Source organism: Kitasatospora sp. NPDC058218 (assembly GCF_042882445.1).
In the GTDB taxonomy this organism is placed as follows: Bacteria; Actinomycetota; Actinomycetes; order Streptomycetales; family Streptomycetaceae; genus Kitasatospora.
This window is the reverse complement of the sequence record NZ_JBHVWC010000070.1, coordinates 13,362-38,343: the sequence shown is the minus strand read 5'-3', so window position 1 is coordinate 38,343 and position 24,982 is coordinate 13,362. Positions and strand designations below refer to the sequence as shown.

General features: G+C 71.1%; 20 protein-coding genes. 8 read left to right on the top strand and 12 right to left on the bottom strand.

Features of this window, described 5'->3' with window-relative positions; translation table 11 throughout:
* Window positions 1–94 precede the first annotated feature (94 nt).
* The 5 genes from ACFVYI_RS34775 to ACFVYI_RS34755 form a co-directional block, all read right to left on the bottom strand.
* Window positions 95–1,657, bottom strand: a complete 1,563-nt coding sequence (locus tag ACFVYI_RS34775) for an AMP-binding protein (RefSeq protein WP_387892978.1) — start codon at window positions 1,655–1,657, stop codon at window positions 95–97.
* 81 nt (window positions 1,658–1,738) lie between these two features.
* The gene (locus tag ACFVYI_RS34770; protein WP_387892975.1) at window positions 1,739–2,203 is read right to left on the bottom strand and encodes a phage tail protein; all 465 of its coding nucleotides are present in this window, start codon (window positions 2,201–2,203) and stop codon (window positions 1,739–1,741) included.
* Window positions 2,204–2,452: 249 nt separating this feature from the next.
* Window positions 2,453–2,995, bottom strand: a complete 543-nt coding sequence (locus ACFVYI_RS34765) for a DapH/DapD/GlmU-related protein (RefSeq protein WP_387892973.1) — start codon at window positions 2,993–2,995, stop codon at window positions 2,453–2,455.
* A 131-nt stretch (window positions 2,996–3,126) separates the two neighbouring features.
* On the bottom strand, window positions 3,127–3,987 hold the full coding sequence (locus ACFVYI_RS34760) for a class I SAM-dependent methyltransferase (protein ID WP_387892970.1): 861 nt from the start codon (window positions 3,985–3,987) through the stop codon (window positions 3,127–3,129).
* A 644-nt stretch (window positions 3,988–4,631) separates the two neighbouring features.
* Window positions 4,632–5,606, bottom strand: coding sequence for a helix-turn-helix transcriptional regulator (locus ACFVYI_RS34755; protein ID WP_387892967.1), 975 nt, complete (start codon window positions 5,604–5,606; stop codon window positions 4,632–4,634).
* Window positions 5,607–5,701: 95 nt separating this feature from the next.
* Between ACFVYI_RS34755 and ACFVYI_RS34750 the strand changes: the two genes are divergently transcribed.
* Both ACFVYI_RS34750 and ACFVYI_RS34745 read left to right on the top strand, forming a co-directional pair.
* Window positions 5,702–6,103, top strand: a complete 402-nt coding sequence (locus ACFVYI_RS34750; RefSeq protein WP_387892964.1) for a RidA family protein — start codon at window positions 5,702–5,704, stop codon at window positions 6,101–6,103.
* A 278-nt stretch (window positions 6,104–6,381) separates the two neighbouring features.
* A complete protein-coding gene (locus tag ACFVYI_RS34745) occupies window positions 6,382–7,167 on the top strand; it encodes a type IV toxin-antitoxin system AbiEi family antitoxin domain-containing protein (protein ID WP_387892962.1) in 786 nt (261 codons plus the stop codon).
* Window positions 7,168–7,421: 254 nt separating this feature from the next.
* On the opposite strand, the gene ACFVYI_RS34740 is transcribed toward ACFVYI_RS34745, so the two are convergent.
* Both ACFVYI_RS34740 and ACFVYI_RS34735 read right to left on the bottom strand, forming a co-directional pair.
* The gene (locus tag ACFVYI_RS34740) at window positions 7,422–7,616 is read right to left on the bottom strand and encodes a hypothetical protein (RefSeq protein WP_387892959.1); all 195 of its coding nucleotides are present in this window, start codon (window positions 7,614–7,616) and stop codon (window positions 7,422–7,424) included.
* A 102-nt stretch (window positions 7,617–7,718) separates the two neighbouring features.
* Entirely contained in the window at window positions 7,719–8,444 is a 726-nt protein-coding gene (locus ACFVYI_RS34735; protein WP_387892956.1) for a hypothetical protein, read from the bottom strand.
* 298 nt (window positions 8,445–8,742) lie between these two features.
* On the opposite strand from ACFVYI_RS34735, the gene ACFVYI_RS34730 reads away from it, so the two are divergent.
* Together ACFVYI_RS34730 and ACFVYI_RS34725 are read left to right on the top strand one after the other, a co-directional pair.
* Entirely contained in the window at window positions 8,743–9,540 is a 798-nt protein-coding gene (locus tag ACFVYI_RS34730; RefSeq protein ID WP_387892953.1) for a hypothetical protein, read from the top strand.
* 214 nt (window positions 9,541–9,754) lie between these two features.
* Complete coding sequence (locus tag ACFVYI_RS34725) at window positions 9,755–9,919, top strand: hypothetical protein (protein WP_387892951.1); 165 nt, start codon at window positions 9,755–9,757, stop codon at window positions 9,917–9,919.
* Between the two features lie 96 nt (window positions 9,920–10,015).
* Here ACFVYI_RS34725 and ACFVYI_RS34720 read toward each other — a convergent pair whose 3' ends face one another.
* Both ACFVYI_RS34720 and ACFVYI_RS34715 read right to left on the bottom strand, forming a co-directional pair.
* Window positions 10,016–10,885 (bottom strand): hypothetical protein, encoded by an 870-nt coding sequence (locus ACFVYI_RS34720; RefSeq protein ID WP_387892949.1) that lies wholly within the window; start codon window positions 10,883–10,885, stop codon window positions 10,016–10,018.
* 479 nt (window positions 10,886–11,364) lie between these two features.
* Window positions 11,365–11,928 (bottom strand): GNAT family N-acetyltransferase, encoded by a 564-nt coding sequence (locus tag ACFVYI_RS34715; protein WP_387892946.1) that lies wholly within the window; start codon window positions 11,926–11,928, stop codon window positions 11,365–11,367.
* Window positions 11,929–12,338: 410 nt separating this feature from the next.
* Between ACFVYI_RS34715 and ACFVYI_RS34710 the strand changes: the two genes are divergently transcribed.
* On the top strand, window positions 12,339–17,618 hold the full coding sequence (locus ACFVYI_RS34710; protein WP_387892943.1) for a glycosyl hydrolase family 18 protein: 5,280 nt from the start codon (window positions 12,339–12,341) through the stop codon (window positions 17,616–17,618).
* A 498-nt stretch (window positions 17,619–18,116) separates the two neighbouring features.
* On the opposite strand, the gene ACFVYI_RS34705 is transcribed toward ACFVYI_RS34710, so the two are convergent.
* The 3 genes from ACFVYI_RS34705 to ACFVYI_RS34695 are packed head-to-tail and all read right to left on the bottom strand — an operon-like array spanning window position 18,117 to window position 20,601.
* A complete protein-coding gene (locus ACFVYI_RS34705; RefSeq protein ID WP_387892940.1) occupies window positions 18,117–19,004 on the bottom strand; it encodes a glycosyltransferase in 888 nt (295 codons plus the stop codon).
* Complete coding sequence (locus tag ACFVYI_RS34700; RefSeq protein WP_387892939.1) at window positions 19,001–19,714, bottom strand: HAD family hydrolase; 714 nt, start codon at window positions 19,712–19,714, stop codon at window positions 19,001–19,003. Before ACFVYI_RS34700 ends, ACFVYI_RS34705 begins: the two co-directional genes overlap by 4 nt.
* Window positions 19,711–20,601, bottom strand: coding sequence for a PfkB family carbohydrate kinase (locus ACFVYI_RS34695; protein ID WP_387892936.1), 891 nt, complete (start codon window positions 20,599–20,601; stop codon window positions 19,711–19,713). The genes ACFVYI_RS34700 and ACFVYI_RS34695 overlap by 4 nt, the downstream gene beginning before the upstream one ends.
* A gap of 215 nt (window positions 20,602–20,816) precedes the next feature.
* On the opposite strand from ACFVYI_RS34695, the gene ACFVYI_RS34690 reads away from it, so the two are divergent.
* From ACFVYI_RS34690 to ACFVYI_RS34680, 3 genes are read left to right on the top strand one after another with little or no spacing between them, the layout of a single operon-like run.
* Window positions 20,817–22,781 (top strand): aminotransferase class III-fold pyridoxal phosphate-dependent enzyme, encoded by a 1,965-nt coding sequence (locus tag ACFVYI_RS34690; RefSeq protein ID WP_387892934.1) that lies wholly within the window; start codon window positions 20,817–20,819, stop codon window positions 22,779–22,781.
* Entirely contained in the window at window positions 22,778–23,686 is a 909-nt protein-coding gene (locus tag ACFVYI_RS34685; protein ID WP_387892931.1) for an inositol monophosphatase family protein, read from the top strand. The genes ACFVYI_RS34690 and ACFVYI_RS34685 overlap by 4 nt, the downstream gene beginning before the upstream one ends.
* 35 nt (window positions 23,687–23,721) lie before the next feature.
* Window positions 23,722–24,972: a hypothetical protein gene (locus tag ACFVYI_RS34680; protein ID WP_387892929.1), complete on the top strand. Its 1,251-nt coding sequence runs from the start codon at window positions 23,722–23,724 to the stop codon at window positions 24,970–24,972.
* Window positions 24,973–24,982 lie beyond the last annotated feature (10 nt).

The following is a 24,982-nucleotide window of genomic DNA, read 5'->3' as shown; positions in this document are numbered from 1 at the left end:
GCGCTCGGCGGGTGGGCGGGATGACGGCGTCGCCGGGCCGGCGGCTGCCGGCCCGGCGCGTAGGTGCGGCGGCAGTGCCACACCCGGGGTGGAGTCAGCCCGCGAGGGCGTCGCGCAGACGCTTCTTGTCCGGCTTGCCCACGGAGGTGAGCGGGATCTCGGACACCAGGTGCAGGGCCTCCGGGGCGTAGATGCGGCCCTTGTGGGCGGTGACGAAGGCGCGGACGTCGTCGAGCTCCGGGTGCCGTCCCGGCGCGGGGACGACCACGGCGTGGACGTGTTCGGCCTGCTGCGCGTCGCGGAGGCCGAGCACGGCGCACTGGGCGACGGCCGGGTGGGTGAGGAGCAGGTCCTCCACCTCGGAGGGGTAGACGTGCCCGCCGACCACGATGATCTTGTCCGTGAGACGGTCGGCCAGGTAGAGGTAGCCGTCCTGGTCGAGGTGCCCGATGTCGCCGGTGTTCAGCCAGCCGTCGCGCAGCACCTCGGCGGTGAGGTCGGGCCGCTTCCAGTACCCCGCCATGAGGGAGCGTGACCGGACGTGGATCTCGCCCTGCTCACCGGCCGGCAGCTCGGAGCCGCCGGCGGCGCGGATCACCACCTCGACACCCGGGAGGGGGCGGCCGACGGAGATCCGGCCGGCGTGCCCGACCCGGTCGTGCTCCTGCGGGGCGAGGACGGCGATGTTCTGCGCCTCCGACATCCCGTAACCGCTCGCCAGGATCGGCCCGAACACCTTGAGCGCCTCGCGGACACGGGTCGGCGAGGCGACGCAGCCGCCGTACAGGATGCGCTGCAGGCTGGAGAGGTCGGTGCTGGTGATCGCCGGGTGGTCCAGCAGCCGGTAGAGCAGCGGCGGCAGGACCCACAGGTCGGTGATGCGCTCGCGCTCGACGGCGGCCAGCACCTCACCCGGGTCGAAGGAGCGCTGGATGAACACCGAGCCACCGTGATGGAGCGTCAGGTCGCTGAGCACACCGGCGAGGTGGGCGAGTGAGGTGGCCACGAGGAGGCGGGGCGCATCGCCCTCCGGGCCGAACGGGACGTCGAAGACCCTGCGGTAGGGGCCGTGCAGGCTGAGGATGCCCTTCGGGATGCCGGTGGTGCCGCCGGTGTGACGGATGCCCAGGTCGTCCTCCGGGCCGATCCGCACGGCCGGGGGCTCGGCGGGGCGGCCGACGGAGGCGGCGATCACGTCCTCGCCGACCGCCTCCGGGCCCGGGCCCAGGGTGAGGACGGTCGGCACGTCGACCAGGGCGAGCAACTCGGGGGCGGCCGCGTACCGTTCGGCGTCCACGAGGAGCACCGCGGTGTCGACGCTGGTGACGATCTCGGCGAGGACCGGGGTACTCATGCCGTCGTACAGGTTGACCAGCCGGGCGCCCGCGATGCCGGCGGCGTAGCGCGCGCTGAGCGCCTCGGGGGTGTTGCCGGTGAGCAGGGAGACGGTCGTGCCCCGGGTGACGCCCCGGGCGATGAGCTCGTGGGCGAGGCGGTAGGTGGCGGCGGCGAACTCGCCGGCGGTGATCCCGACGCCGTCGGCGGTGGTGATGGCCGGCCGATCGGGGTCGCGCGCGAGGGACCGGAGGACCAGGGCCGGGGCGCTGATGAACTCCGCGTCGTTCATGGCCACTTCATCTTTGTAGTTTGCAACCATGTCGCCAGGCTAACCCCATCCCGGGCGGCGCGATGCCGAATTGGGGACGAGGACCGCGCGGGCGGGCCCGGCCGCGCCGGCTCAGTACTCGTTCTTGATGACGAAGTACGATCCGCGGATGGTCCCGGCGAGCTTCGACTTCTGCCGTGCGAACTTGAACCGCGAGGCGAGCTCCTCCGGAACCTCCATCCCGTCCGAGAGCTTGAACCCGACCGCTCGCTTCTTCGGGTCGTCGACGGTGTACATCACGTTGATCGACAGACCGCTCTCGTAGAAGACGTAGGCCATTCGAATGTTCTCGACCTGGAAGGCCGTGGCTTCGAGGGGCCTGGACGAGATGACGATCTCGCGTTCCTCCCTGAGGATCCGATGCACCCATTCGATGATGTCCGTAGCGTCGTCCGCGGGCTCAACCGTGAAGACGTGGTCGTACTTGTTCTTGAAGTAGCGGGCCTCGTTCGCCCGCAGGCCGGCGAGTGCGTCCGCGACGGGCGACGACTCCAGACCGACGGTCGACACGGTGCCGAAGTCCACGGCATAGGTCATGACGGATTCCCTCTCATGGGCGCGGACGGATGGCAGGGCCTTCGGCCGGACGTCGGACGCGGAGGCCGAGGTCGCCTCCCCGGAGCGGTGTGGAGCAGCTCGACGAGGCGGGTGCCGTGCGGTGATCCTATGTGGCGTCGGCGACGGCGGCACGCCGGTGGGAGGCACCTGCGGACGGGCCGCGCCGTCCGGGTGACGGCCCGTTCGTCGTACCCCCGGCGCGGGGGCGGTGCCGCCCCGGAGAGGTCATCACCACCGTCGGTTCACGGTCGCCTTGCCACCGGTCACCAGGCTCGCCGGCGGAACGTCGTCGGCCACGACCGCGCCGGCGGCGACCACGGCATCACGGCCGATGGTGACGCCGGGCAGGATGGTGGCACCGGCGCCGATCCACACGTTCTCCGCCACGTCGATGGGCGCGCCGGTGAGGTAGAGCCGCCGCTCCTCGGGATCGACCGGGTGGCCGCTGGTGATGAACGTGACCTTCGGGCCGACCATCACGCGCTCGCCGAGCCGGATGCCGGCGTAGTCCAGGAACGTGCAGTTCTGGTTGATGAAGACACGCTCGGCGATGTCGAGACGGAGGCCGTGGTCCGTGTAGAAGGGCGGATAGATCGTGACTCTCGGTGGCAGTGGCTTGCCGAGGATCTGTTCGAACAGTTCCGCCTTGCCCGCTTCGTCCTCGAAGGGCAGGACGTTCAGTCGGGAGGTGAGCTCGGTGACCCGCAGGACCCTATCGGCCATGGCCTGGAACTCGGCGCTGCGGATGCGCATGAGACGGTCGCTGGACATGCCACGATCCCTTCCGGTGTACCGATGACCGGACAGGAGTCACCGGATGATCAATGTCAGCCGAACTCGTCAAGCCGGCGACGATACGGGCCGTGCTCGACTCATGCGTCCGCACGTGGTGGGCACCTCGGCTACCGCTCGTGGCGCCGACGCGCGAGGTGGACGGTGATGTCGGCGGCAAGCTCGACCGTGTCGGGAAGGACCCGCGCGATCCGGTCGAACACCTGCTCCTGCGCCGGGGCCGGCAGGACGAGGTACGCCGAGACGGTCGAGAGATGGCCGACGTAGTCGAGCGCAGGCATCGTCAAGCGTCGTTCGATGACCGACTGTTGAACATCGGTGAACCACTCGGAGCGCCGGAGCTCCGTGCCCGGCCACTGCATCGCGCTCCCCTCGGGCGTACCGTCCGGGGAGGGAACCTCGTCGTCCTCCAGGAACGGCGCCCGTGCCGCACGCACGGCCTCCCGCACCGCCGGGTCGGCCAGCCGGACCGGCCCGCCGAAGCAGGCGAAGACACCACCGGGCTCCAGCAGCGCGGCCACGCGCGACCACCGGCCTTCCGGGTTCGTCCAGTGCAGCGCCGCCGCCGCGTACACCAGTGCGTACCTCTCCCCCGGTCGCACGTCCTCGAACGCGGCCCGCACCGTCGCGACGTCCGTCGGCACGTGCCTGCGCAGCTCGGCGAGCATGGCCCCGTCGGGCTCGGTCGCCAGGACCCTGACGCCCTGGCGAGCGAACAGGCGGGTCGCCTTGCCCGTCCCGGCGCCGATCTCCAGGGCGTTGCGAACCGGACGGCCGGCGTAGGCCATCACCTTGTCGAAGAGCTCCACCGGATACCCCGGCCGGAACCGTTCGTAGGCTTCTGCCATCACTCCGAAGCTCAGTGCGCGACTGGACATGCGCAGCATCCTGACACGAACCGCGCCGTCAGTGCCGTGCATTTCCGTGGCCGGCCGGCCGTGCACACTCGACGACTCGGCGCGGGTGGACATCGGCGGCGCGCGGATTCGGGCGAAGCCGACCTCGGAGCCCATCCGCAGGGCCCCGGCGAATGTGACCGCACCGATCCGCGCGACGACGGCGGCAGCGGGCGGGCGACGTGCGGACGGCCGCTCCCGTGCTCCGGGAGCGGCCGTGACGGGCCTTGACGGGCCGGGGCGGCGGGGTCAGGCCGGCCAGCCGCCTGTCGGCGGCGAAGGCGGCGGCCCGGATGTGGCAGTAGTACCCGGCCGGGTCCTCCGAGTAGCGCCAGGGCAGCGCGTTCACGTGGTGGACCTTGGGTATGCGGACGGGCGGGCGCCGGGCACTTCAACCGGCGCGGGCCGGCCCCGGCGGGGGACGGCGACGCGTTCGCGCGGCGTCCTCCTCGGAAGTCGCCACGGAACGGCGCAGGTGAACGTGTGTGCGGCAGGTGAGGATCGTAGCTGCCCGGAACGGGTACCCCTGCACGTGGGGCGTGGATTCGGAGAGTTCGGCGCGGCCCCCGTCCGACCGGCAGGCGCTCCGTCGCGGCCCCGCCCGCTCCCCCTGACATCGCCGTCCGCCGCAGAGGGCGATCGCACGGGACCGGATAGTCCGACGACCGCGGGTCCGGCCGTACGGGGATCCGCGCCGTGCCGTCCTTGCCGCACCACGCTCAGGACGTCACTCCGTAGCGGGTGGCGATCGCGGCGGCGCGGTTGCGCAGGGAGTCGCGCAGCCACTGCGGGTCCAGCGCCTCCGCGTTCGTACCGAGATGCCACACCGCCCATTCGGCGTGCCTCCGGTCCTGGAAGGTCACCTCCAGCCGCAGCCGGCCGTCGGCGTCGGCTTCCTCGGCGAGGACGGCCAGTGCGGTGCCCACCAGGACCTCCCGCATTTCCGGGTCCACCCTCACCAGCACGGTGACTTGGTCGCCGCCGGTCCGGAACCGCCTGCTGCGGTCCTGCCAGGCCCGGTCCAGATCGACCCGGTCCGGTCGCTGCGCCGGCTCGGCGAGTTCCTCGGCGGCCAGGACGCGGGACAGCCGGTAGGTGCGGTCCGCGCCGGACCGCGTGGCCAGCAGATAGCCCTGATCGCGCACGGTGACCAGGCCGATCGGGTCCACCGTGCGCCACTTCGGGGCCTGTTCCACCGCCGCGTAGTGGATGCGCAGCCTGTGCCCGGCGAACACCGCGCGCAGGACCTCGGCCACGATGGTGTCAGGCACCTCCTCGGTGACCAGTCGACGCGACAGCAGGTCGGTCTCCGGGTCGATGAGCAGTCGTTGAGCCGCGCCGGCCGCGGTGTCCCGATAGCTCTCGGGCAGCGCGTCAACCACCTTCAGCATCGCCGAAGCAAGGGCCGAACCGAGGCCGAACGCCTGCGCGCCGCGCCGCGATCCGGCGACCAGCAGGGCGAGGGCCTCGTCATGGTTCAGTCCGGTGAGTTCGGTCCGGAACCCGGGCAACAGCGCGAACCCGCCGTGCCGACCGCGCTCGGCGTAGACCGGGACACCGGCCGCGGACAGCGCGTCGATGTCGCGCAGCACAGTGCGGGTGGACACCTCCAGCTCGCGGGCCAGCGTGGCCGCGGACAGCCGACCGTGCTGCCGCAGCAGCAGAACCAGCGAGACCAACCGATCGGCGCGCACGCGAAAACACTACTGGAATACACGACACATGATGTCGTGATGCGTTGGGAGGCTTCAACACAGCACAGATCCATCCCACACGAGAGGTGACCCGCATGGCACACGCCATCGTCAATCCGGACGGTCTGCACGACCCGGTCCCGTTCGGCTACAGCCACACCGCCGCCGTCCCCGCAGGTGCGGAACTGGTGCTCATCGCGGGCCAGTACGGATCGGGCCCGGACGGCGCGGTCGTCTCCGCCGACTTCACCGAGCAGGTGAAGCAGACGTTCCACAACATCGGCATCGCCCTCGGCGCCCACGGGCTCGACCTCAGCCACGTCGTCCAGCTCAGGACGTACGTGGTGAACCACGACGTCAGCAAGCTCGGGCCGATCGCCGGGGCCGTGCAGGAGGGTTGGGGTACGGAACCGCCCACGCAGACCCTCATCGGTGTCGCGAGCCTGGCTGCGCCCGACGTGCTGTTCGAGGTCGAGGCCCTCGCCGTCCGGTCCTGACCCGCCCGCCCATCGGGCGAAGATCTGATGGTGTGTCGCTTCGGGCCCGTGGTGGTGGGCCCGGAGCGGCGTTCAGCTGGCTTCGGCGCTGTCCGTGGCCCAGAGTTCGAGTCCGGCGGGCAGGGCGTCGCCGGTGGTGGAGCACTTCTCACGAGGGGAATCCCCGCAAACCCGGCAGGATCCCTGCGGAAGCCGTAAGTTCACTACCACGACTGGTGAGTGACGATGCGGTGGGAGTGCTTGTGGGAAGCGGAAGAACCTTCGGGTCGGACACTGGTGTGGGATCGACGATCGCCCTGCTGGAGGCGCAGCTGCCCGCCGTGCTGGAGCGGCGCCGCCGGGCGGAGGCGGAACTCGCCGCCGTCAGCGCGGAGCAGGACGCCATCACCAAGGCGCTTGAGGGGCTGCGGCTGCTGTCCGGCACGCAGCTCGACGGCCGGGGTGAGCCGATCACGCCCGAGTTGGCGCCGGCCTCGACCGGGGCCGTGCACGAGACCGGGGCCGTGCACGAGACCGGTGCGTCGGCCGAGCCGATCGACAAGCAGGCGGCGACCTCCCAGGACGGTCCTGCCGCTGCGACGGCGGGGGCCGGAGGAAGGACGGTCGCCAAGGAGGCCCCTGCCAGGAAGGCGGACGCGGCGAAGAAGGCCGTACCGTCGCCCGCGCGGGCAGCGCGCGCCTCGGCCCCCGGCGCGAAGAAGGCTGCCGGGAGGGCGGCGGCGGACACCGGGCCCAAGAGCGCGACGACGAAGCGGGTGCCCGCGGCCAGGAAGGCGGCGGCGCAGCCCAGCCCCGCCGGTGGCGAAGCGCCCGTCAAGGTGTCGGCGCCGCCGGCGAGCCCGAGGCGCCAGGTCGCCGGCGCGGACAGCGTCCTGGAGGCGCTGTCCCAGGCCGCGGGCCCGCTGCGCGCCCGCGAGGTGGCCGAACGACTGGGCCTGGACGCCGTCGAGGGGAACATCCACGCGATCCGCGCCAGTCTGGAGCGCCTCGTCAAGGCCGGACGCGCGCAGCGGCCGGATCGAGGTCTCTACGCGGTGAACGACCGGCCCGAGACTGGGAGCTGACCGCCCGGGCGTCCGTTGTCGGCCGACGGCTCGGGATCGGGTGGTCCTGAGCCGGCCGGCCGCCAGGTGGAAAGGTGGTCGGCGACGGTCACGGTGCGGGCGGGGCTGAAGCGGTGGCCGGGACCGCGCTTCGCGGGGAGGCCGAAGCGTGAAGTTCGGGGCCGCAGGGCGACGGTAAGCCCCAAGAACTCGTCCGGCGTCGCGACCGCCGTTCCCTGGAGCCTGGCCGGGCGGGCGACTGCCTCGGCGCGACGTCAGGAGTCGCTGTCACCCGGGTCGGAGCGGCGGGACTCCTTCGACACCGCCTTGAAGGCGACGAGAAGCCCATCACGGACGACCCCCGCGAACAGCACGCCGACACGCAGCCGGTAGCTGCGGGCGTACCGGGCCCGGAGGGAGCGGGCTGACACCGCGTCCCGGCGGGGCGACAGGTGGCGGGACTCGTTCATAGGGGAACGGTACCCCGGGGTGCGGGATGGTTCCGCAGCGGGCCGTCGAGGGTCGGCGCGGGTACCGGGCCGGTGAACGCCCGGCTCCGGCACCCTGCACCGCTACTTCCAGAAGATGGCGCCCTTGCCGAGGGTGTACGGGGAGCCCCAGTACTCCGCGCCCGAGACCTTGGTGGCCGTCGGGGCGAGGGCGACGGCGCAGCCCTGGGCGGTCTGGCCGTTGGTGAAGCCCTTCGGCAGCGAGGGGCTCGCGCACTTGGCGAAGCCGCTGATGATCATCAGCTCCTGTGCCTCGCTGCCGTCCGGCAGGAGGCCCTTCACGTGGTCCACGCTGGTGAAGGACAGGTCGGTGGTGCCGATGTTGGTGATCGTGTAGCGCACGTAGTACGGGACCAGGCCCTTCACCTTGTCGCCGAGCTTGAGCGCGTCCAGGTCAGCCGGGTCGCCGGCCTCGATGGCGCTGACGGACAGTGCGATGACGCCCTTGGTGCTGCCGGAGGTGAACTGCACCTGGGCGGGCTGGCCGATCTTGAAGGTCTGCCCCGGGGTGGCGTCGGTGCCACCGCCGGTGGCGGGGGCGGGGGCGGGCGCGCTGCTGGGCGCGCCGGCCGGAGCGCTGCCGGACGGGCTCGCGGTCGCCGCGGTGGTCGGCGGGGCGGCGGGCGTGCTCGCGGCGGCCGACGGGCTCGTCGGGGCGGCGGCCGGCGGCGGAGTACTGCTCGCCGCGTCGGCCGCGTTGTCGTCGTTGCAGGCGGTGAGAGTCAGTGCGCCGACCGCCGCGAGAGCGACGAGTGTCCACGTGCGCTTGCCGGCGTGGATGCTGCTCATAAGAGGTTCCCCCGTGTTCCGGGCCGTCAGGCGGCGGCCCTGCTCCCACGTTGATAGCGCGACGGAGAGGGCCGGCACCATGGCCTTGGCGCACTCTTGACCCGGATGTGACGTGATCGCGTCGATCTTGTCGACGAGCTGGTACGGTCGCGCGGTTCCCGGGGCGGCACGGGCGTGCACCTGCGGCGTGCGGACCCGTTGCGAAGGCACCTCCGAAGCGTCTCGGAGCCACCTCGGAAGCGTCTCGGAGGCATCTCGGAGCGGTGCTCCGCGCACGGCCGCGACTACGGTGAAGGCCATGAGCGCAGGGGACGACTCGGTCCGGGCCGGGATACGGCGGGTCATGCTGACGTTGCTGGGCATGGTCGCGGCGGGGGCGGTGATCTTCGTCGCGGTGGTCGCCTGGCAAGTGCACGACCTGACCACCGTCCCCCACGGGCCGGACGCGGAGGCGCTCGCGCGGTCCGCCGCGACCCGTGAGGCCCGCGACCGGGCGGTGGCGTTCGGAGACGACCAGACGGCACGGCTGCGGGCGGCGGCGCCCTGGGCACAGGTGCTGGACGGCTCGGTCGCCGACCGCTGCCACGCCGAGGCCCGCAGTGGAAGCTTCGGAGGCAGGCCCGCGTGGTCGCCGGTGGTGTGCCGGCGGACGACGGTGCTGTACGCGGCGTTCGACGGTGAGATCGAGCAGCGGCTCGCCGACCTGGACCGGGCGGCGGAGGGGCTCGGCTGGAAGGTGCGACCCGGCGACAGGAACCTGGTGCAGCAACTGCGGTACGCGCACAGCCCGGGGTCCGATGCGACGGCCGAGCAGACGGCGCAGGCCCTGGCCCGGCCGAACTCGGTCAGTGTCGACCACGTGCCCGCCGACGCGCGCAGGGGGATCACGCTGACGGTCGGCGTCGCGGACGGCAGGGGCCTTCCGTGGGTGAAGGACAGTTGGGACCAACAGCCGTCCCGGAGCGGCGCGGACGCGAAACCGTACCTGGACCGCGAGTCCGAGCGGGTCGTGTACTTCGACTGGCGACGCGCGGACACCGAGGGATCGAGACCAAGGCCTATCCGGCCCACCGGTACCTGCTGGCGATCGGTGTGACCCAGGCCTACGCCACCGGTTGCCCGGGCGCCACGTGCGACGGGAGCGGACCGGCCTGGTGAGGGGGACGGGGGAGGCCGGTCGGTCGGACGAGGTGGTCGAACTCGCCGACCGTCGTCGGCTGTCCACGGCGAGCCGGCACGTCTCTCCGTCGCCGTTCGCGCGGCTGCGCCGGCGCGATGCGCCTGTCAGTGCCTCCGGATAGGTTCCGGACATGACCACCGCGAACACCATGACCACCCACCCGAGGACCGTCCGACCCGCCGCCCCGCCGCACGCCACCGGGAGCCGCGCCCGAGGCTCCGCCGGTGCCGTCGAGGTCGTCCCCCTGTGGGCCGCGCCCTGGTCCCTCGCCGCACAGTCCTCCGCGAAGCGCTGAGGCGCCCCACCCGCCCGTCGGCCCGCCACCCACGCTCCGGGCAGGGCGGTCACGGCCGATGCCAAGGGTCGACCCGACACGGCCGGCCGCCACCGGTCAGGCCGGGCCGGCCGGCTCCTGACGCACCGGCTCGTCCGCGGCCCTGAGACGGGCGACCCAGCGATCGGGGTCGGCGAGCTCGCGGAGGTCCGGGACCAACGTCGAATCGGCCCGAAGGCGCGGCAGCAGGTCGGTGACGCCCTGCTCCACCGCCTTCCGTACGCAGTCCTCACCGCGGTCGTACAGCGCCGGGCCCCGGTTCGGGCCCCACAGCAGGCGCAGGAGGCGGCCGGCCTTCCGCTCCTCCACGTGGTCGGCGCCGCACAGTTCCTTGCTCGTGAATCGTGCGTGGCCTTCCAAGGCGGCGCCCAGGCTCCGGAACTCGTCGGCGGCGGCGCGCGACGCCCGGTGCACCAGGGGCGCGGCCCGCAGGACCTCGCTCAGGGACGGCCCCCACAGTGCGAACTGCGCCTGGTGGACGAGCTGGTGGGTGAGGACCGACCGGAGGGCGTCCCGGCTCGCCGCCCCGGCGCTCCGGCGGAGCAGCGCCGGGGCCAGCAGGATCGTGCAACCGCCGTCCGCCCCCGGCACCGCCCGGCTGGAGGGCAGGCAGCCGAACTTCCGGTTCCCGCCCGCGTGCGAGCCGTCCGCGCGGCGGAGGTCCGCCTCCAACCGCTGCCGACGCGCCGGGTCCGGGATCGCGTGGAGCAGGTCGCCCGCGAGCAGGGCCTCGTTGGCCCGCCGCTCGTGCGCCTCGTGGGCCAGTGCATAGGCGTCCGGGTCGAGCAGCCGGACGTGGAGCTCCGGGCCGAGCCCGAGCCCCGTTCGCCTCGCCACCCGCCCGGCCAGCTCCGCCACCACCGTCCGCACCTCGTCGGCGACGGCGTCCCAGCTCCTCCCGGCCTCCTGTGCGACGACGACCTCCACCACGCATCTCCCTTCCGACCGCCGGGCGCCCTCGCGGCCTGCCCGCACATCTGCGGCGAGCACTCTAGCGGTGGCCTGTCGGGCCGGGGAACGGAGATCAAGCGGTGATGCCCTGACGGCGTCGAATCCCGGCAATCGGACTTCGCTGACACGGCGCCAACAGCCGCCGTCGGGGCAGGGAGCTCCAGGGGTCCGCCGGGGCGGGCGCGGTTTGTACGCGGTTGTCGTCTCTCATGGGTCGTGGACCACGGCCGACGAACCGGACCGAGCCCGCGCGAGGACCTGCCCGAGCACCTCCTGCGCGCGGCAAGGTGACCGCCAACCCCGCCTGTCCCCCGGAACTCCGCCGCCGAATCGAGCCGCCCGCAGTCGACCAGGCCGCGCGGGCCCGGCTTGACTTCACACGCCAGATGATCCCTCGCGGCTCTTCGCCCTCCGGCGCCGGGGCCGCCGCCGGAGCCTGGCCACCGATGCCCCGATCATTCAGGACCGGGCCGGTGCGCCCATTCCTGGTGGAGGATGCTGAAGACGTCGGAGTCACGCCAGCCGTCCCGGATCCGCGCGGTGTCCCGGTGCCGGCCCTCGTGGGTCATGCCGAGCTTGCCCAGCACCCGGGCCGATGCGACGTTGCGGGGATCGCAGGTCGCATAGATCCGGTGCAGTCCTGTCAGCCCGAACCCTCTGCCGAGGAGTTCCCCGCCGATGGCCGTACCCACGCCTCGACCCCACACCCGAGGATGGACGAGGTAGGAGATCTCGCCCTGGCGGTGGGCCAGGCTACGAACCTTCAACTCGCCGATACCGACGAGTTCACCGTCGAGGCAGGCCGCATACACGAATCTCGCCCGCGGGGACTGCAACCGGGCGTCCACCGCGCTTTGGACGAAGTCCCGTGTCTGTTCCTCGGTGTTCGGCCCCCACGCCTGGTAGCGGCAAGCCTCCGGCAGGCCGGCGAAGGCATGCACAGCGTGGCAGTCACCGACAACAAGCTCGCGCATGGTCACCGAGGTCTTCATCACGAGCCGATCCTGCCAGGCCGGCATCGCCACATACCAGCGCTCAATTGGAGGTTCACCCTCACCGACGTCTCCCCGCATCTCCGTTGCGACCCGATCGGGGGACGTTCCAACACGCGGCAGCAGTCCGCCCTCACCACCAACGCGGTTCAGGCCGTTGATCGGTCAGCGAGCCTACTCCGGAGGGCTCACGGCTGCCGTTCAGCACGGAAGGCGGGGCCGGCACGCAGGGGATCGAGCCCCCGTGTTCCCGAGCGCTCGGCAGCGCAGGTCCCGCTTGTGCGGGCCGGGTCGTGGCGTTGACCGGTTGTCTACTCCCGACTGGTGCACTGTCAGCGTTCCGCCCCTGCCCACGATGAGAGGGGGACTGCCATGTCTACGAACCCGAGAGAGCCCGGCCGCCAACGGGTGGACCGCGTCCTCGAACAGGGGGCGACGTGAGGACCGCCCCGCTCCCGTTCCGGGCGATCGGCCTGCTCGCCGTGGTCGCCGTGCTGACGACCTGTCTCACCGTCGTCGAGTTCCTCTCCGCCCCTGCCGCCCGGGCCGCCATCGCGGACCGTGTGATCACCACGTGGAACATGCAGGGGGCCAACGACGAGGGCGCGGAGAACAAGTGGCTGACATTCGTCTTCGCCCGCGACGGGGGACTGGCCGGCCGAGCCATGCGCGACGGCGACGTCGTGGCGCTCCAGGAGGCCGGTGACCGGCCCGCCTCCGCCGTCGAGCGGCCGGCCGACGTCGCGGCGATCCCGGTCGACAACCTCGGCGACCCGTCGAACCCGCAGGAGTTCTGGTACAACATCGGCACCCAGGACCGGCCGGAGTACCGCTACATCTACTGGATGCGCTCCTACGGCAACGACGGGGCCGCCGAGCAGGACGACAACGGGAACCCGGTCCACATCCGGCCGGGCCGGGTCAACCTGGCGATCGTCACCCGGCAGCGCCCGGACCGGCTGGTGGTCCTCCCCCGGCGCGACGACCGGCTCCGCCCGCAGCTGGGCGTTCAGTTCGGCAGCGACATCGTCTTCGACGTCCACGCATCGGCGAGAGGCGGCGGCGACGCCGTGAACGCCATCAGGCAGGTCCGCCAGCACGCGCAGGACCGTAGGCTGGACTGGGCAATCGCCGGTGACTACAACCAGATCCCGCAAACGCTGCGAGAGCGCCTCACCAGGGGGAACATCCCCCGGGCCCAGGCCACCATCTACCGGTCGGCGGCCTGGACCCACCGCGGCAACGCCGAGACCGGCACCGACCCCCGTGAGCTCGACTACATGGTGGCCGGGATGGCGAACCAGGGCCGCCCCATCTACGTCGGCGGAGACCAGGGCGCCGTCTGGCCGTCCGACCACCGCCCGGTCGTGTTCGGGCTGCCCATGCAGGCGCGCGGGCCGGACTGGTCCGCGGTGATGAGCTATCCGCACCTCGGCGACGGCAACCTCCTGGAGATCGCGCAGGACGCGGCGGGCCCCGGTGCGCCCGCGGACCACGCCCGGCAGAACTCGACCTCATCGCAGAACTGGGTGCCGGAGGGCATCACCAGAGTGGGCGACGGGGTCTACTACTCCCATCTGAAGAACCTGTTCACCGGGCTGTGCCTGACCGTGGCCGCCGCCAAGGCCTCCGGTGCCACCGCGTCCACCGCCCGCACCGATGGCACCGCGGGTGCCGACACAGCCGCCCCGCTGCGGCAGGTCTCCTGCGACGGCACCGGGGACGAACTGCTGTGGCGCTACGACGGCGGCAACCTGTGGAACCGCACCGGCGTGATCGCGGCACCGTTCACCGCGATCGGCGGCGCCGAGACCCGGGAGCTGTACGGGATCGTGCCCGGCCCGTCCCCGGCCCCGCTGTGGAACCAGTGCGGCTGGCGGGTGGCCTCGGGCGACATCGAGGCCCCCGGCTCGCCGCTCAACCTGGTGTCGGCCGGGTGCTCCGACGGCTCGACCCCGGCCCCGGTCACGGTGCGCCCGACCCGCGGGGTGGACGCGGCCGTGTCGGTCGTCGAGAACGAGGTCTACTTCTTCCACGGATCGAAGTACGCCAAGGTGAAGGTCGATCCGAACACGGCCGCCAACGAGATCGTGGACGGCAAGGACAACGGCATCCGCACCATCGCCGACGACTGGCCCGCCCTGCGCGACACCCCGTTCGCCAACCGGGTGGACGTCGCCGTCGCCGTCCCGGACCGCAAGGGCGACGTCTTCATGTTCAGCGGGAACCAGTACGTCTATCTGCAGAACGTCGACCAGGGCCCGGGCAGGGCGACCCGCGTCCACGACGTGTGGGACATCTGCACCGGCTGGACGAGTCTGTGCTCGACGCCCCAGCTGAAGGCCCTGTTCGAGAACGGCATCGACACCGCGATGTCCGTCCGGGACAACGAGATCTACTTCTTCCGCGGCGGGCAGTACGTGCTGGTCAAGGCCAACCCGGGCTCGGTCGACCAGGTGATCAACGGACCGAAGAGCATCGCCGACAACTGGCCCAGCCTCAAGGACGCCGACGCGCGGATGCCCGACGCGCACTTCACCGACGGGCTGAACGCGGCCTTCGGCCTCCCCGAGTACCAGCCGGGCTGGTTCACCCAGGTCGTCTGCGCCGTGATCGCCGTCGTGACCGTGGTCGTGGTCGGCGGTATCGTCGTCGTCTCGGCCGCCACGGGGGCGACGGTGCCCGGCTCGGCGCTCGGCGGCCTCATCGCCAGCGGAGGGATCCTTCTCGCCAAGCAACTGTGCGACTACCGGCCCGGCACCGGGTTCATGTTCAGCAGCAACGACTTCGCCAAGATCAGCGTCACACCCGGGACGACCGACGACAAGCTCATCGGCGAGCCGAGCACGATCTGCGCGGTCTGGCGCAGCCTGTGCGGCACGATCTTCGCCCCCGGTGACGCCGCGGTGACCGTCCGGCTGGCCGACGGGAAGACGGCGATCGGCCCCGCGGCCGCCCCGCCCGTCGACCCGCATCCGGAGGCGCCGGCGCCCTTCAGTACCGCGGCCGGCGACCAGCCGCGCTGCCGGCCGGACGGCATGGCCCCGACCCCGGACGTCAACACGCCGTACTGTCTGGCCTACGACGACCAGGGCCGGGAACTGCTCGGCACGGACCACCCGCGCCGCGCGGTCGGCTACTACACCAGCTGGCGCACCGGCTCCGACGGGCAGCACCAGTACCTTCCGGCCCACATCCCGTGGGGCCAGCTGACGCACGTCAACTACGCCTTCGCCCACGTGGGCCCGGACAACCGGATCTCCGTCGGCGACGTCGGCGACCCCGGCAACCCCGCCACCGGGCAGACCTGGCCGGGCGTCGCACTCGACCCGAGCCTCCCGTACCGGGGCGAGTTCAACCAGCTCACCAAGATGAAGAAGCTCCACCCCCGGGTGAAGACCCTGATCTCGGTGGGTGGTTGGGCCGAGACCGGCGGCATCCTGAACCCCGACGGCACCCGGTCCACCACCGGCGGGTTCTACTCGCTGACGACCGACGCCGACGGTTCCGTCAACCAGGGCGCCATCGACACCTTCGCCGACTCCGTGGTGGACTTCGTCCGCCAGTACGGCTTCGACGGCATCGACCTCGACCAGGAGTACCCGACCGCCCTTCCCGACACCGGCAACCCGCTGGACTGGGCCGCCTCCAACTCCCGGCGCAAGGGCCTCACGGCCGGGCACACCGCCCTGGTGAAGACGCTGCGCGAGAAGCTGGACCGGGCCGCGGCGGCGGACCAGCACTACTACCTGCTGTCGGCGGCCGTCTCCGGCTCCGGGTACATGGTCCGCGGCATGGGCTCCTTCGAGGCCCTGCGTTACCTGGACTACGCCAACGTCATGACGTACGACTTCCACGGCTCGTGGAACCAGTTCGTCGGCCCGAATGCCCCGCTGTACGACGACGGGCGCGACGCGGAACTGGCGGGCGCCGGGATCTACGACACCGCCAAGAATCCCGAGTACCAGGGAGTCGGCTACTTCAACACGGACTGGGCGCAGCACTACCTGCGCGGCGCTCTGTCGGCCGGCCGCATCGTCCTCGGCGCGCCGTACTACACCCGCGGCTGGACCGGTGTGACGGGCGGGGTCGGCAACGGCCTGTGGGGGACGGCGGCGCTGCCCAGCCAGGGGCAGTGCCCGCGGGGCACGGGCTCCAACGGTGGCAGCGTGCCGTGCGGTTCGGGCGCCAAGGGGGTCGACAACCTCTGGCACGATGCCAATCCGGACGGCAGCGAGCTCGGCGCGGGGTCCAATCCGATGTGGCACGCCAAGAACCTGGAACGGGGCGTCGCCCCTTCGTACTTGAGTGCCTACGCCCTCAAGGCCGGTCAGGTGTCCGGGTACACCCGGAACTGGGACGACGCCACCAAGTCCTCCTGGCTGTGGAACGCCGGCACCAAGACGTTCCTGTCCACCGAGGACGAGCAGGGGATGTCCGCCCTGACCCAGTACGTCAAGGAGAACAACCTGGGCGGGGTCATGATGTGGGAGCTGGCCGGGGACTACTCCTGCCCCGACCAGGGCGAGTGCGGCCCGGGCTACACCCTGACCACCCAGGCCGACCAGCAGCTGCGCGGCGCCGGACCGTACGACAACACCGTCGCCACCGGATCCTCGGTCAGCCTGCCGAACCAGGTCGTCGACGTCAGGGCCGAGCTGACGAACTTCCCCACCGACATCAAGGACATGTGGCCGATCCAGCCGAAGCTGCGGACCACCAACAACAGCGGGGTCACCCTGCCCTCGGGCACCGAGTTGTCCTTCGACATCCCCACGTCCGCACCGCCGCTCCTCAAGAACCAGGCGTGGCAGGAGATGAAGGACGCGGTGCAGCCGGGCCGCACCGGAGCCAACCGTGGCGGACTCGGCGCCGCCTTCCACCGGGTGACGATCAAACTCGGCTACTGCGAGGACGTGCCGCCGGGCACGTTCCGGGACATCGGCATCAAGTACTACCTGCCGATCACCGGGCCCGCCAACACCACCGTCAAGATCGGCGACCAGACCTACGGGTCGACCGGCGACAACCGCAAGGACGTCACCACCGTCACCCCGCAGGCCGCCGACGCGGGCCCGGGCTGCCAGGCCGACGCCTGGGACACCGAACGCACCTACAACCCGCTGTGGGCGCCGTTCGCACTCTGGAAGGCCGACGACAAGTGGCGCGTCCAGGACATCAACAGCGCCAAGTCGCAGCCCGTCCAGACCAGCAACGTGCTCGACCACCCCGACGGCTGGGACCGCGCCCACCTGGTCGACCTCCAGATCGGCAACGCCAACCAGCTGTGGACCGTGGTCGAGGACGGTGGGGCAGGCTGGTACCGCTTCAAGAGCAACACCGGCGGGCACGACCAGTGCCTGGGAGCGAACACCCGGCTGAACGACCTCACCGTGCGGGACTGCGACAACTCCGACGGGCAGTGGTGGCGGCTCTACACCGTCGACGACAGGGGCGACTCCACCGACCTGTTCGGAGGAATCCCGGCCGATGGCAAGGCTTTCGGCATGCGGTCCTACTCGGGCTTCGTGGCCGAACCCCGTAACAGCGCCGCCGAGCCCGGCACCCCCGTCGTCGCCGGCGACCTCGACGGGGCCACCCGCACCGTCGTCTCCTACAACGGCTCCTACTGGAAGGCCAAGTGGTGGACCAAGGGCACCGCCCCTGACGCCAACGACCCCAACAACCCGTGGACGAGGCTCGGCCCCACCACCTGACCCGGCTCGTCCTGTTGACCACGCCCGCCCGACGGCCCACTCCGGCCGCCGGGCGGGCGGCCGCCGGCGTCGCAAGGCCCCCCGCGCGCGACCGGCCCGCGGCTGAACCACTGGCAGTGGGCTGCGGACTTGTCGAACACCCTGTCTTCTGCTCAGTACCCGGGGCGCGCTACTGCGAGCCCCGCCGTCCAGGCGCCCCCTCGGGCGTTGCCAAGAGGCCATGCATCTCGCGGAACCTGGAGCCCAACTACCCGGATTGATAGGTGCGGTGAGTGGCAATCAGGTCTTGATATCAAGGCGTACGACGCCTTCGGCATCCGCCGCTGCGTCTCGAAGTCGACGTGCACCAGGCCGAACTTTCGATGGAACCTCTCGGCCCCGTCGAACACCCTGTCACGGTACCCCCTGGAGGCCGACGGCAAGTGCTCGGTGGCCGGTGGCTCCAGAGGCATGCCGGGTCCGTGCCTTGATCCACGAGGACGTCGGGCTTCGGGCGGTCTACAAGTAGCACCGCCGATGTCTGACGCTGCCGACGATGCGGCCGACCCGCAGGGCGAGTTGGGCCAGCCATGCGGCGCGGCCTTCCGCCGGGCCAACCAGGTCGGGCGAGTGCATCAGAATCCTCCACCAGGACCCGGCGATGTCGCCCGGCCGCGAGGAGGGCATGCCGTGGCCGGCGAAGTCCCGGAAAAGCTTTGGATGCGAACGGCCGTAGCGGTAGAGCTGGCGTGCGATGGCCCGTGCATCACAACGGAGCCGGTAGTGCACGACGGCGTGGGGCGAGAAGGCCAACCGGTCCCCGGCCAGCTGAGCGCGCCAGAAGAACTCGACATCGTCGCTGCCGTAGCGGTAGCTCTCGTCGAAGCCGCCCAGGCGGCTCCACAGCTCCTTGTGGAACCCGCAGTTGGCTCCCGCCGGGTACGGCAGGAAGCCGAAGGTGTCGAGCAGTGCGTCGGCCTCCTTCGGCGGTCGTGCGGCGAGGGCCACCTGTGCGTTGAGCAGGCGGCGTTCGAGCACGCCCCCGACGGCCGGGCTGGTTCGCAGGACGTCGACCAGGCCGGCCATCCATCCGGGGGCCACCACGTCGTCCGCGTCGCAGCAGAGCACGAAGTCACCGTGTGCATGCCGGCAACCGATGTTGCGCGCACGGTTGACGCCGCAGTCCTCGGCAACGTCGACCACCCTGAGCTGCGGCATCCGCTGCTGCCAGGACCGCAGGAGCGCTCGGGTGCCGTCGCTCGATCCGTTCTCGACGACAATGAGCTCCCACGGGTCCGGATAGGTCTGCCGGCGCAGGGCCTCCAACTGCATGGCTATCGTCAGCTCGGCGTTTCGCGCGGGCATGACCACCGAGACCAGGCTCACCGGACGATTGCTCTGGTTCATCCGGCGCTCCGCGCAGCCGAGCTCAGTGCCTGGACGGCACGGATCACAGCAGCGGTGTCGCGCAGGTCCGCCAGAACCCGATCAGCTCCCGCCTCCCGCAACACGGCGCCGCTACTCGCGCCCGAGGCGACGGCGATCACCCGAGATCCGCCGATGCGTCCCGCGAGCACGTCCTGTGGAGTGTCGCCGATCAGGAGGGTGTTGTCGGAATCGAAGTGGTGCCCGTACGCGGCAGCCGCGCGCCGCCGGGCCACCGGGAGGAGAGCGGCCCGCTCGCGCGCGTCGCTGCCGTAGGCGCCGACTCCGAGGTCCACGAGGTCCGCCAGCCCGAACAGCCGCAGCTTCAGATCGGCGTTGGCCCGGAGATTCCCGGTCAGCACGGACTGCGTCACCTCGCACCGTGCTCGCAACGCCCGCAGGGCCTCGACGGCACCGGGCAGGACCCGTCCGACCGTACGGAGCTCGGCGGCCCGCCGACGCAGTTGCGTGGCCAGCTCCCGGACGACCCGGCTCTGTTCGACCCCGTTGATACCGTGCCGGACGAACAACTCGTCCATGATGTCCAGTTCGGTGCGGCCTGCGGTGGCGACCCGGTGACGCGCCGGCCTGCCGGTGAGACGTTCGAACGCGAGCGGATAGACGGCCTCGCCGCTGGACCCACAGTCGATGAGCGTGCCGTCGATGTCCCACAGAAGGAGGATCCGCTTCATGCCCGGGCCGCCCGTCGCCCAGGAGTCGGCCCGGCCGCGAACGGGCCCCGCCGCGCGGTACAGGCCGCACCATGCCTGGCTGCGAGGTCCAGTGCCTCGACCGTGGCCGAGCCGGCGGCGAGCGCATACGTGAGGACGGCCGCGAAGTTGTCCCCCACCCCGTAGGTGTCCACCAGGGGGCCCGGTGCGCGGGCTGGTCGGTAGCGCCGAGGGGGCTGGCCACCACAGGTGAACACACCGCCGCGATGACCTTCGGTACTGACCACGAGATCCGGCGGCCTGCGCAGCAGCGCCGGGTCGCACCGCTCGGCCGGGTCGCAGCCGCTGCCCACCATCGCGTCGACCCTGACACCGGAATCCAGCACGGTGGTGAATTCACGCGCCGTCACCACGAGCACCCTGGCCTGACGGGCCCGGCGCAGCAGGGCAGCATCCCCGGCGGTGAAGAACACCGCGTCGAAGGACGCCAGTTCCCCCCAGTCGAAGGGGTCTGCCGCGGCGGGTTGCAGACGTTCACCCAGGGTGATTGTGGTGCGTTCACCGGACCGGTCGACCATGCTCACCGCCGCGCGCGTGGGGCCGGCCCGGGAGGCGGCCAGCACCCGTACGCCGCGGCGCTCGAGTTCCGCGCGCGAGCGTTGCCCCGCGTGGTCGTCGCCGAAGGCGGTGAAGAACGTACAACCGCCCGTCAGTTCGGCCAGCCGGACGGCCGCGACCGCACCGCCCCCTGCCGGGCCCCGCCAGAGCCGCTCCGCGTGGATCACCTCACCGGCGGCGGGCACCTGGTCAAGACCTGCGATCGTCGTCCACTCGACGTGACCCACCACGGCTACCCGCGGTCTGCCCGAGGGCGCCGCCGCACCGGCGGGGCAGATGTCTTCGTCCATGACTCCTCGACTCCCGTGCCGACCCTACGTCGGCACCGCTCCGAGTCGATCACCGTCCGCCCATCCACGCCGCGCTAAATACTCCGGCCGAGGGTACGTTGGCGAACTATGAATGGCGAGCCAGTGCGGGCTCCCCGATGATGGACACCTGGGCACTCCAGATCCGTGTACCAACTCCATGCCGCGCTGTCATCTGCCGCTCGACGGAGGTGAACGTGAAGGAAGTGCATGCGGTCCTCTTCGATTTCGACGGGACGCTGTGGGATCCGGAATCCGAGATCTTCCGCGCCCATGCGGAGATTTTCCAGGACTTCGGCCACCAGCTCGCGATGGATGTGTGGTCGTCACTCGTCGGCACCATCGGGTTCGACCTGTGGACGCACCTGGAACGGCTCACCGGGCACACGGTGGACCGACAGGAGGTGCAGGAGCGGCTTCGCTGCCGGCAGCAGGAACTGCTCGGCGGGCTGTCCAGCCGGCCCGGGGTGCAAGGAACCCTGCGGGCGGTTGACGCGCTGGGAATCGCCCGCGGGATCGTCAGCAACTCGACCCGGGAATGGATCACCCGATATACGCGGCAATGCGGTATCGCCGAAGGGTGGAGCACGGTGCAGTGCGCCGACGGGGACCGTACCAGCGCGAAACCCGCGCCGAACCTGTACGTCGCGGCGCTCGCCTCCCTGGGAATTCCCGCCGGGCGGGCGGTGGCATTCGAGGATTCGCCAAGCGGCGTGCGCGCGGCGAAACGAGCCGGGATCCGATGCGTCGCCGTACCCAACTCGATAACCGCATCACTCGATCTCGGTGAGGCGGATCTTCGTTTCGAATCGTTCGATCAGATCGATCTGTCAGGAATTCTCAGAGGGAAGTCTATGGAACAGGTAAGCACCGCGACACCGAAGCGGCCGTCCGTGACGGACCCCGCCGAGGTCCTTCAGCACTACTACTACCTGCCGGACAAGCTCCGGGTGGTCAGGGGCGAGGGTGTCTACCTCTACTCCGACGACGGTCGGCGCTATCTCGACTGTTCCTCGGGGACGTTCAACCTGAGCCTGGGTTACGCCCACCCCGAGATCGTGGCGACCATCCGCGAACAGGCCGGCCAGCTCATCCACGTCACCTCCAAGTTCCAGACCGATCCGCTGAACGCGCTGGTGTCGAAGCTGGCCGAGGTCTCACCCCCGAATCTCACCCGGGTACACCTGAAGTCGGCGAGCGGCTCCGACGCCAACGAGAGCGCCGTCAAGATCGCCCAGGTCCACACCGGGAACTCCGATGTGATCACGCTCTTCCGTGGGCACCTGGGCCAGACCCTCGGCATGATCGGCGCCTCCGGCGCCGCGTTCCGGCGCACCCCCTTCCCCTCGCACCTCCCCGGTGTCGTACACGTCCCCGATCCGCACTGCCTGCGCTGCTTCTACGGGCAGGAACGAGCCACCTGCGGCCTGATGTGCGTCGAGCGGATCAACGACTTCATCGACTACGCGAGCACCGGCCGGGTGGCCTGTGTGGTGCTGGAGCCGATCAGCGGCAACGGCGGCAACGTGGTCCCGCCCGACGGCTACCTGAAGGCGCTCAAGGACCTGTGCGAGGAGCGCGGCATCGTGTTGGTCTTCGACGAGATCCAGACCGGGTTCGGGCGCACCGGCCGCATGTTCGCGGCCGACCACTTCGGTGTCGCCCCGCACATGATGACCTTCGGCAAGGGGCTCGGCGGCTCCGGGATGCCCATCGCCGGCATCCTGACCGAGGACCGGCTGGCCGGCGTGGAGGGGCACCACATCAACTCGACCTTCGGCGGCAACGTGATGGCCGCCGCGGCTGCTCTGAAGACAGTCGAGATCATCGGCCGCCCCGGGTTCCTGGAGAACGTGCGAGCCGTCGGCGCGCACGTTCTCGACCGGCTGCGCGACCTGGCCACGAAGGTGCCGTTCGTTCAGGAGGTCCGCGGTGTGGGGCTGATGATCGGCATCGACATCGTGGACCGTGCGGGCCGGCCCGACCCCCAGCTCACCAACCACCTGGCCGAACTCGGAATGGACCACGGGCTGCTGCTGCGGACCTCGCTGTACGGGCACGGCAACGTGCTGAAGGTCCGACCGGCGCTCGTCATGACCCGTCAGGAGGCGGACGAGATGTGCGATCTGCTGGAACGACTCTTCCTCGCGGTCTCGTCATGAGGGGCCTGGTCCAGGAGCTGTCCCGGCGAATCCGGGCGGCCGTCCGCACCGGCCGGCACGACGTCGGCAGCCGCTACGTGAAGGGCACGGCGAAGGGGGGAGACGCCGAGTTCCCCGTCGATGTGCTCGCCGAACGCGCCGCCTGGGACTTCCTGAAGGAGCAGAACGAGCCCGTCGCCGTCTACACCGAGAGCGAGGGGCTGCGCACGCTCGGCCGGAACCCCGCCTACGTCCTGATCATCGATCCGATCGACGGCACGCGCGGTGCCGCCGCCGACCTGGAGATGGCCTGCGTGTCCATCGCCGCGGCCCCCTTGAGCGAGGCACCCGCCATCGGGGACATCCGGTACGCGATGCTCCAGGAGATCAAGTCCGGCAACTGGCTCTACGCCGACGCCGAAGGGGCCGGGATCGAGTCCGGCGGCTATCCCTCTCCGGTGCCCCAGCTGTCGTCCACCGTCGATCTCGACCGGATGTTCTGGTCGCTGGAGTTCAACGGCCATCCGGCGGAGTTGATGACCGGTGCCTACGGCCACCTGATCGACGCATCGGCCAACACCGGCGGTGTGTACGTGTTCAACAGCGCCTCCTTCTCCATCTCACGGATCATCACCGGACAGATGGACGCCTACGTCGACATCGGCAACCGGCTGCTCCGCGACCGCCCTGCCACCGAGGCGGACTTCCGCCGGGTCGGCCACGGCAGCATCCTGCACCTGTTCCCGTACGACATCGCAGCCTCGGTGTTCCTGGCGGAGCGGGCCGGTGTCACCATCACCGACGCCTACGGCAAGCCGCTGCACGACACCCTGCTGCTGGACATCGGCCCGCTCAACCAGCGGTCGTGCATCGCCGCCTGCACACCAGAGCTGCACGCGGCGCTGATCGACTCGATCCGCTGGTAGGCGGGTCGGCGAAGCTCAGCGAGGAGACACCTGTGGTGACCGATCGGCGGCACATCACGGCCACGGCCTCCCGCCCGGCCAGCGGGTGGACCGACGAGACGGCCCTGGCGGCCGTCACCGACGCCCTCGGCCTCGACGTCGCACACGAGATCCTGGACGGCGGATCCTCGGCCCGGGTGTACCGGGCCACCACCTCGGCCGGGGAGGACCTGGCGGTCAAGGTCCTGGTGCCCGCACAGGGCGCCGTGGACGGCCACGACCTCGTGTCCTTCCGCCGCAAACTGGGCCAGATCGAACTACTGCGTACCCTGGCACCGCGGTTGGCGGCGCACTACCTGCCGATCGTGCACTTCCTCGACGGTGACGGGTGGTCGGCCTGTACGACGCCGTTCTACGACTCGGCGGACCTGGCAGCGCCCCTGCGGGAGTCGCCCCAGGGCACACGGGAGTTCTTCGGCCGGTACACGGCACTCGTCAGGACCCTGGTCCTGGACGGGTACGCCGTACAGTCCCACCCCACCCCGGCCGGGTACCTTGCGGAAGTCGTCGTGGGCCGGTTCCTCCGGCGGCTGCCCGCGTTGCGAGCGGCGCTGCCCGCCGACCTGATGACGGCCGAGCGCGTCACGGTCAACGGCGTGGCGTGCGAGGCCCCACAGCTCGTGCTGGAACGTCTGGCGGGCCGGCTGGCCCGGATGACGCCGGCCAGGTTGATGGCCCCTGCCCACGGGGACGCCAACACACGCAACGTGCTGCTGTCCACCCGCCCCGATGCGGCAGCGGCAGACTTCCGGCTCATCGATCCGCGCGGCTCCACCGAGCCATGGGATCCGGTCTACGACCTGGCGAAGACGCTCTTCAGCCTCAGCGTGTGGGATCCCGCGCTCCGGATCGGCTTCTCGGTGCGCAGGTCGAAGCGGTACGGCTACCAGGTGGGGTTCCGGCAGCCGCCCTTCCCGGGCTACCGCGCGGCGATTCACAGGTTCCTGCCCCACCTGGAGTCGTGCGAGGGCCTGTCGGGCTTGTTCCGCGACGATCCGGGCTGGATGGAGCGGCTCCTGCTCACGCACGACCTGCATGTCCTGGCGGAGGCACCGTGCCGGCTCTCGGACCGGAAGCCGAAGCCCGACCTGCGGGGAAGGGACTCCGCACCGGAAGAGCTCGCGCTCGGCCACTACCTGCTCGGCACCCTGCTGATCAACGATCTCGCCCTGCAGCTCGGCCGCGCCGGGCGGGTGGACGCCGAGAGCCATCTGGCTCTGGTGACCGACCACCTCCCCGGCGGGTGACGTGACGAGC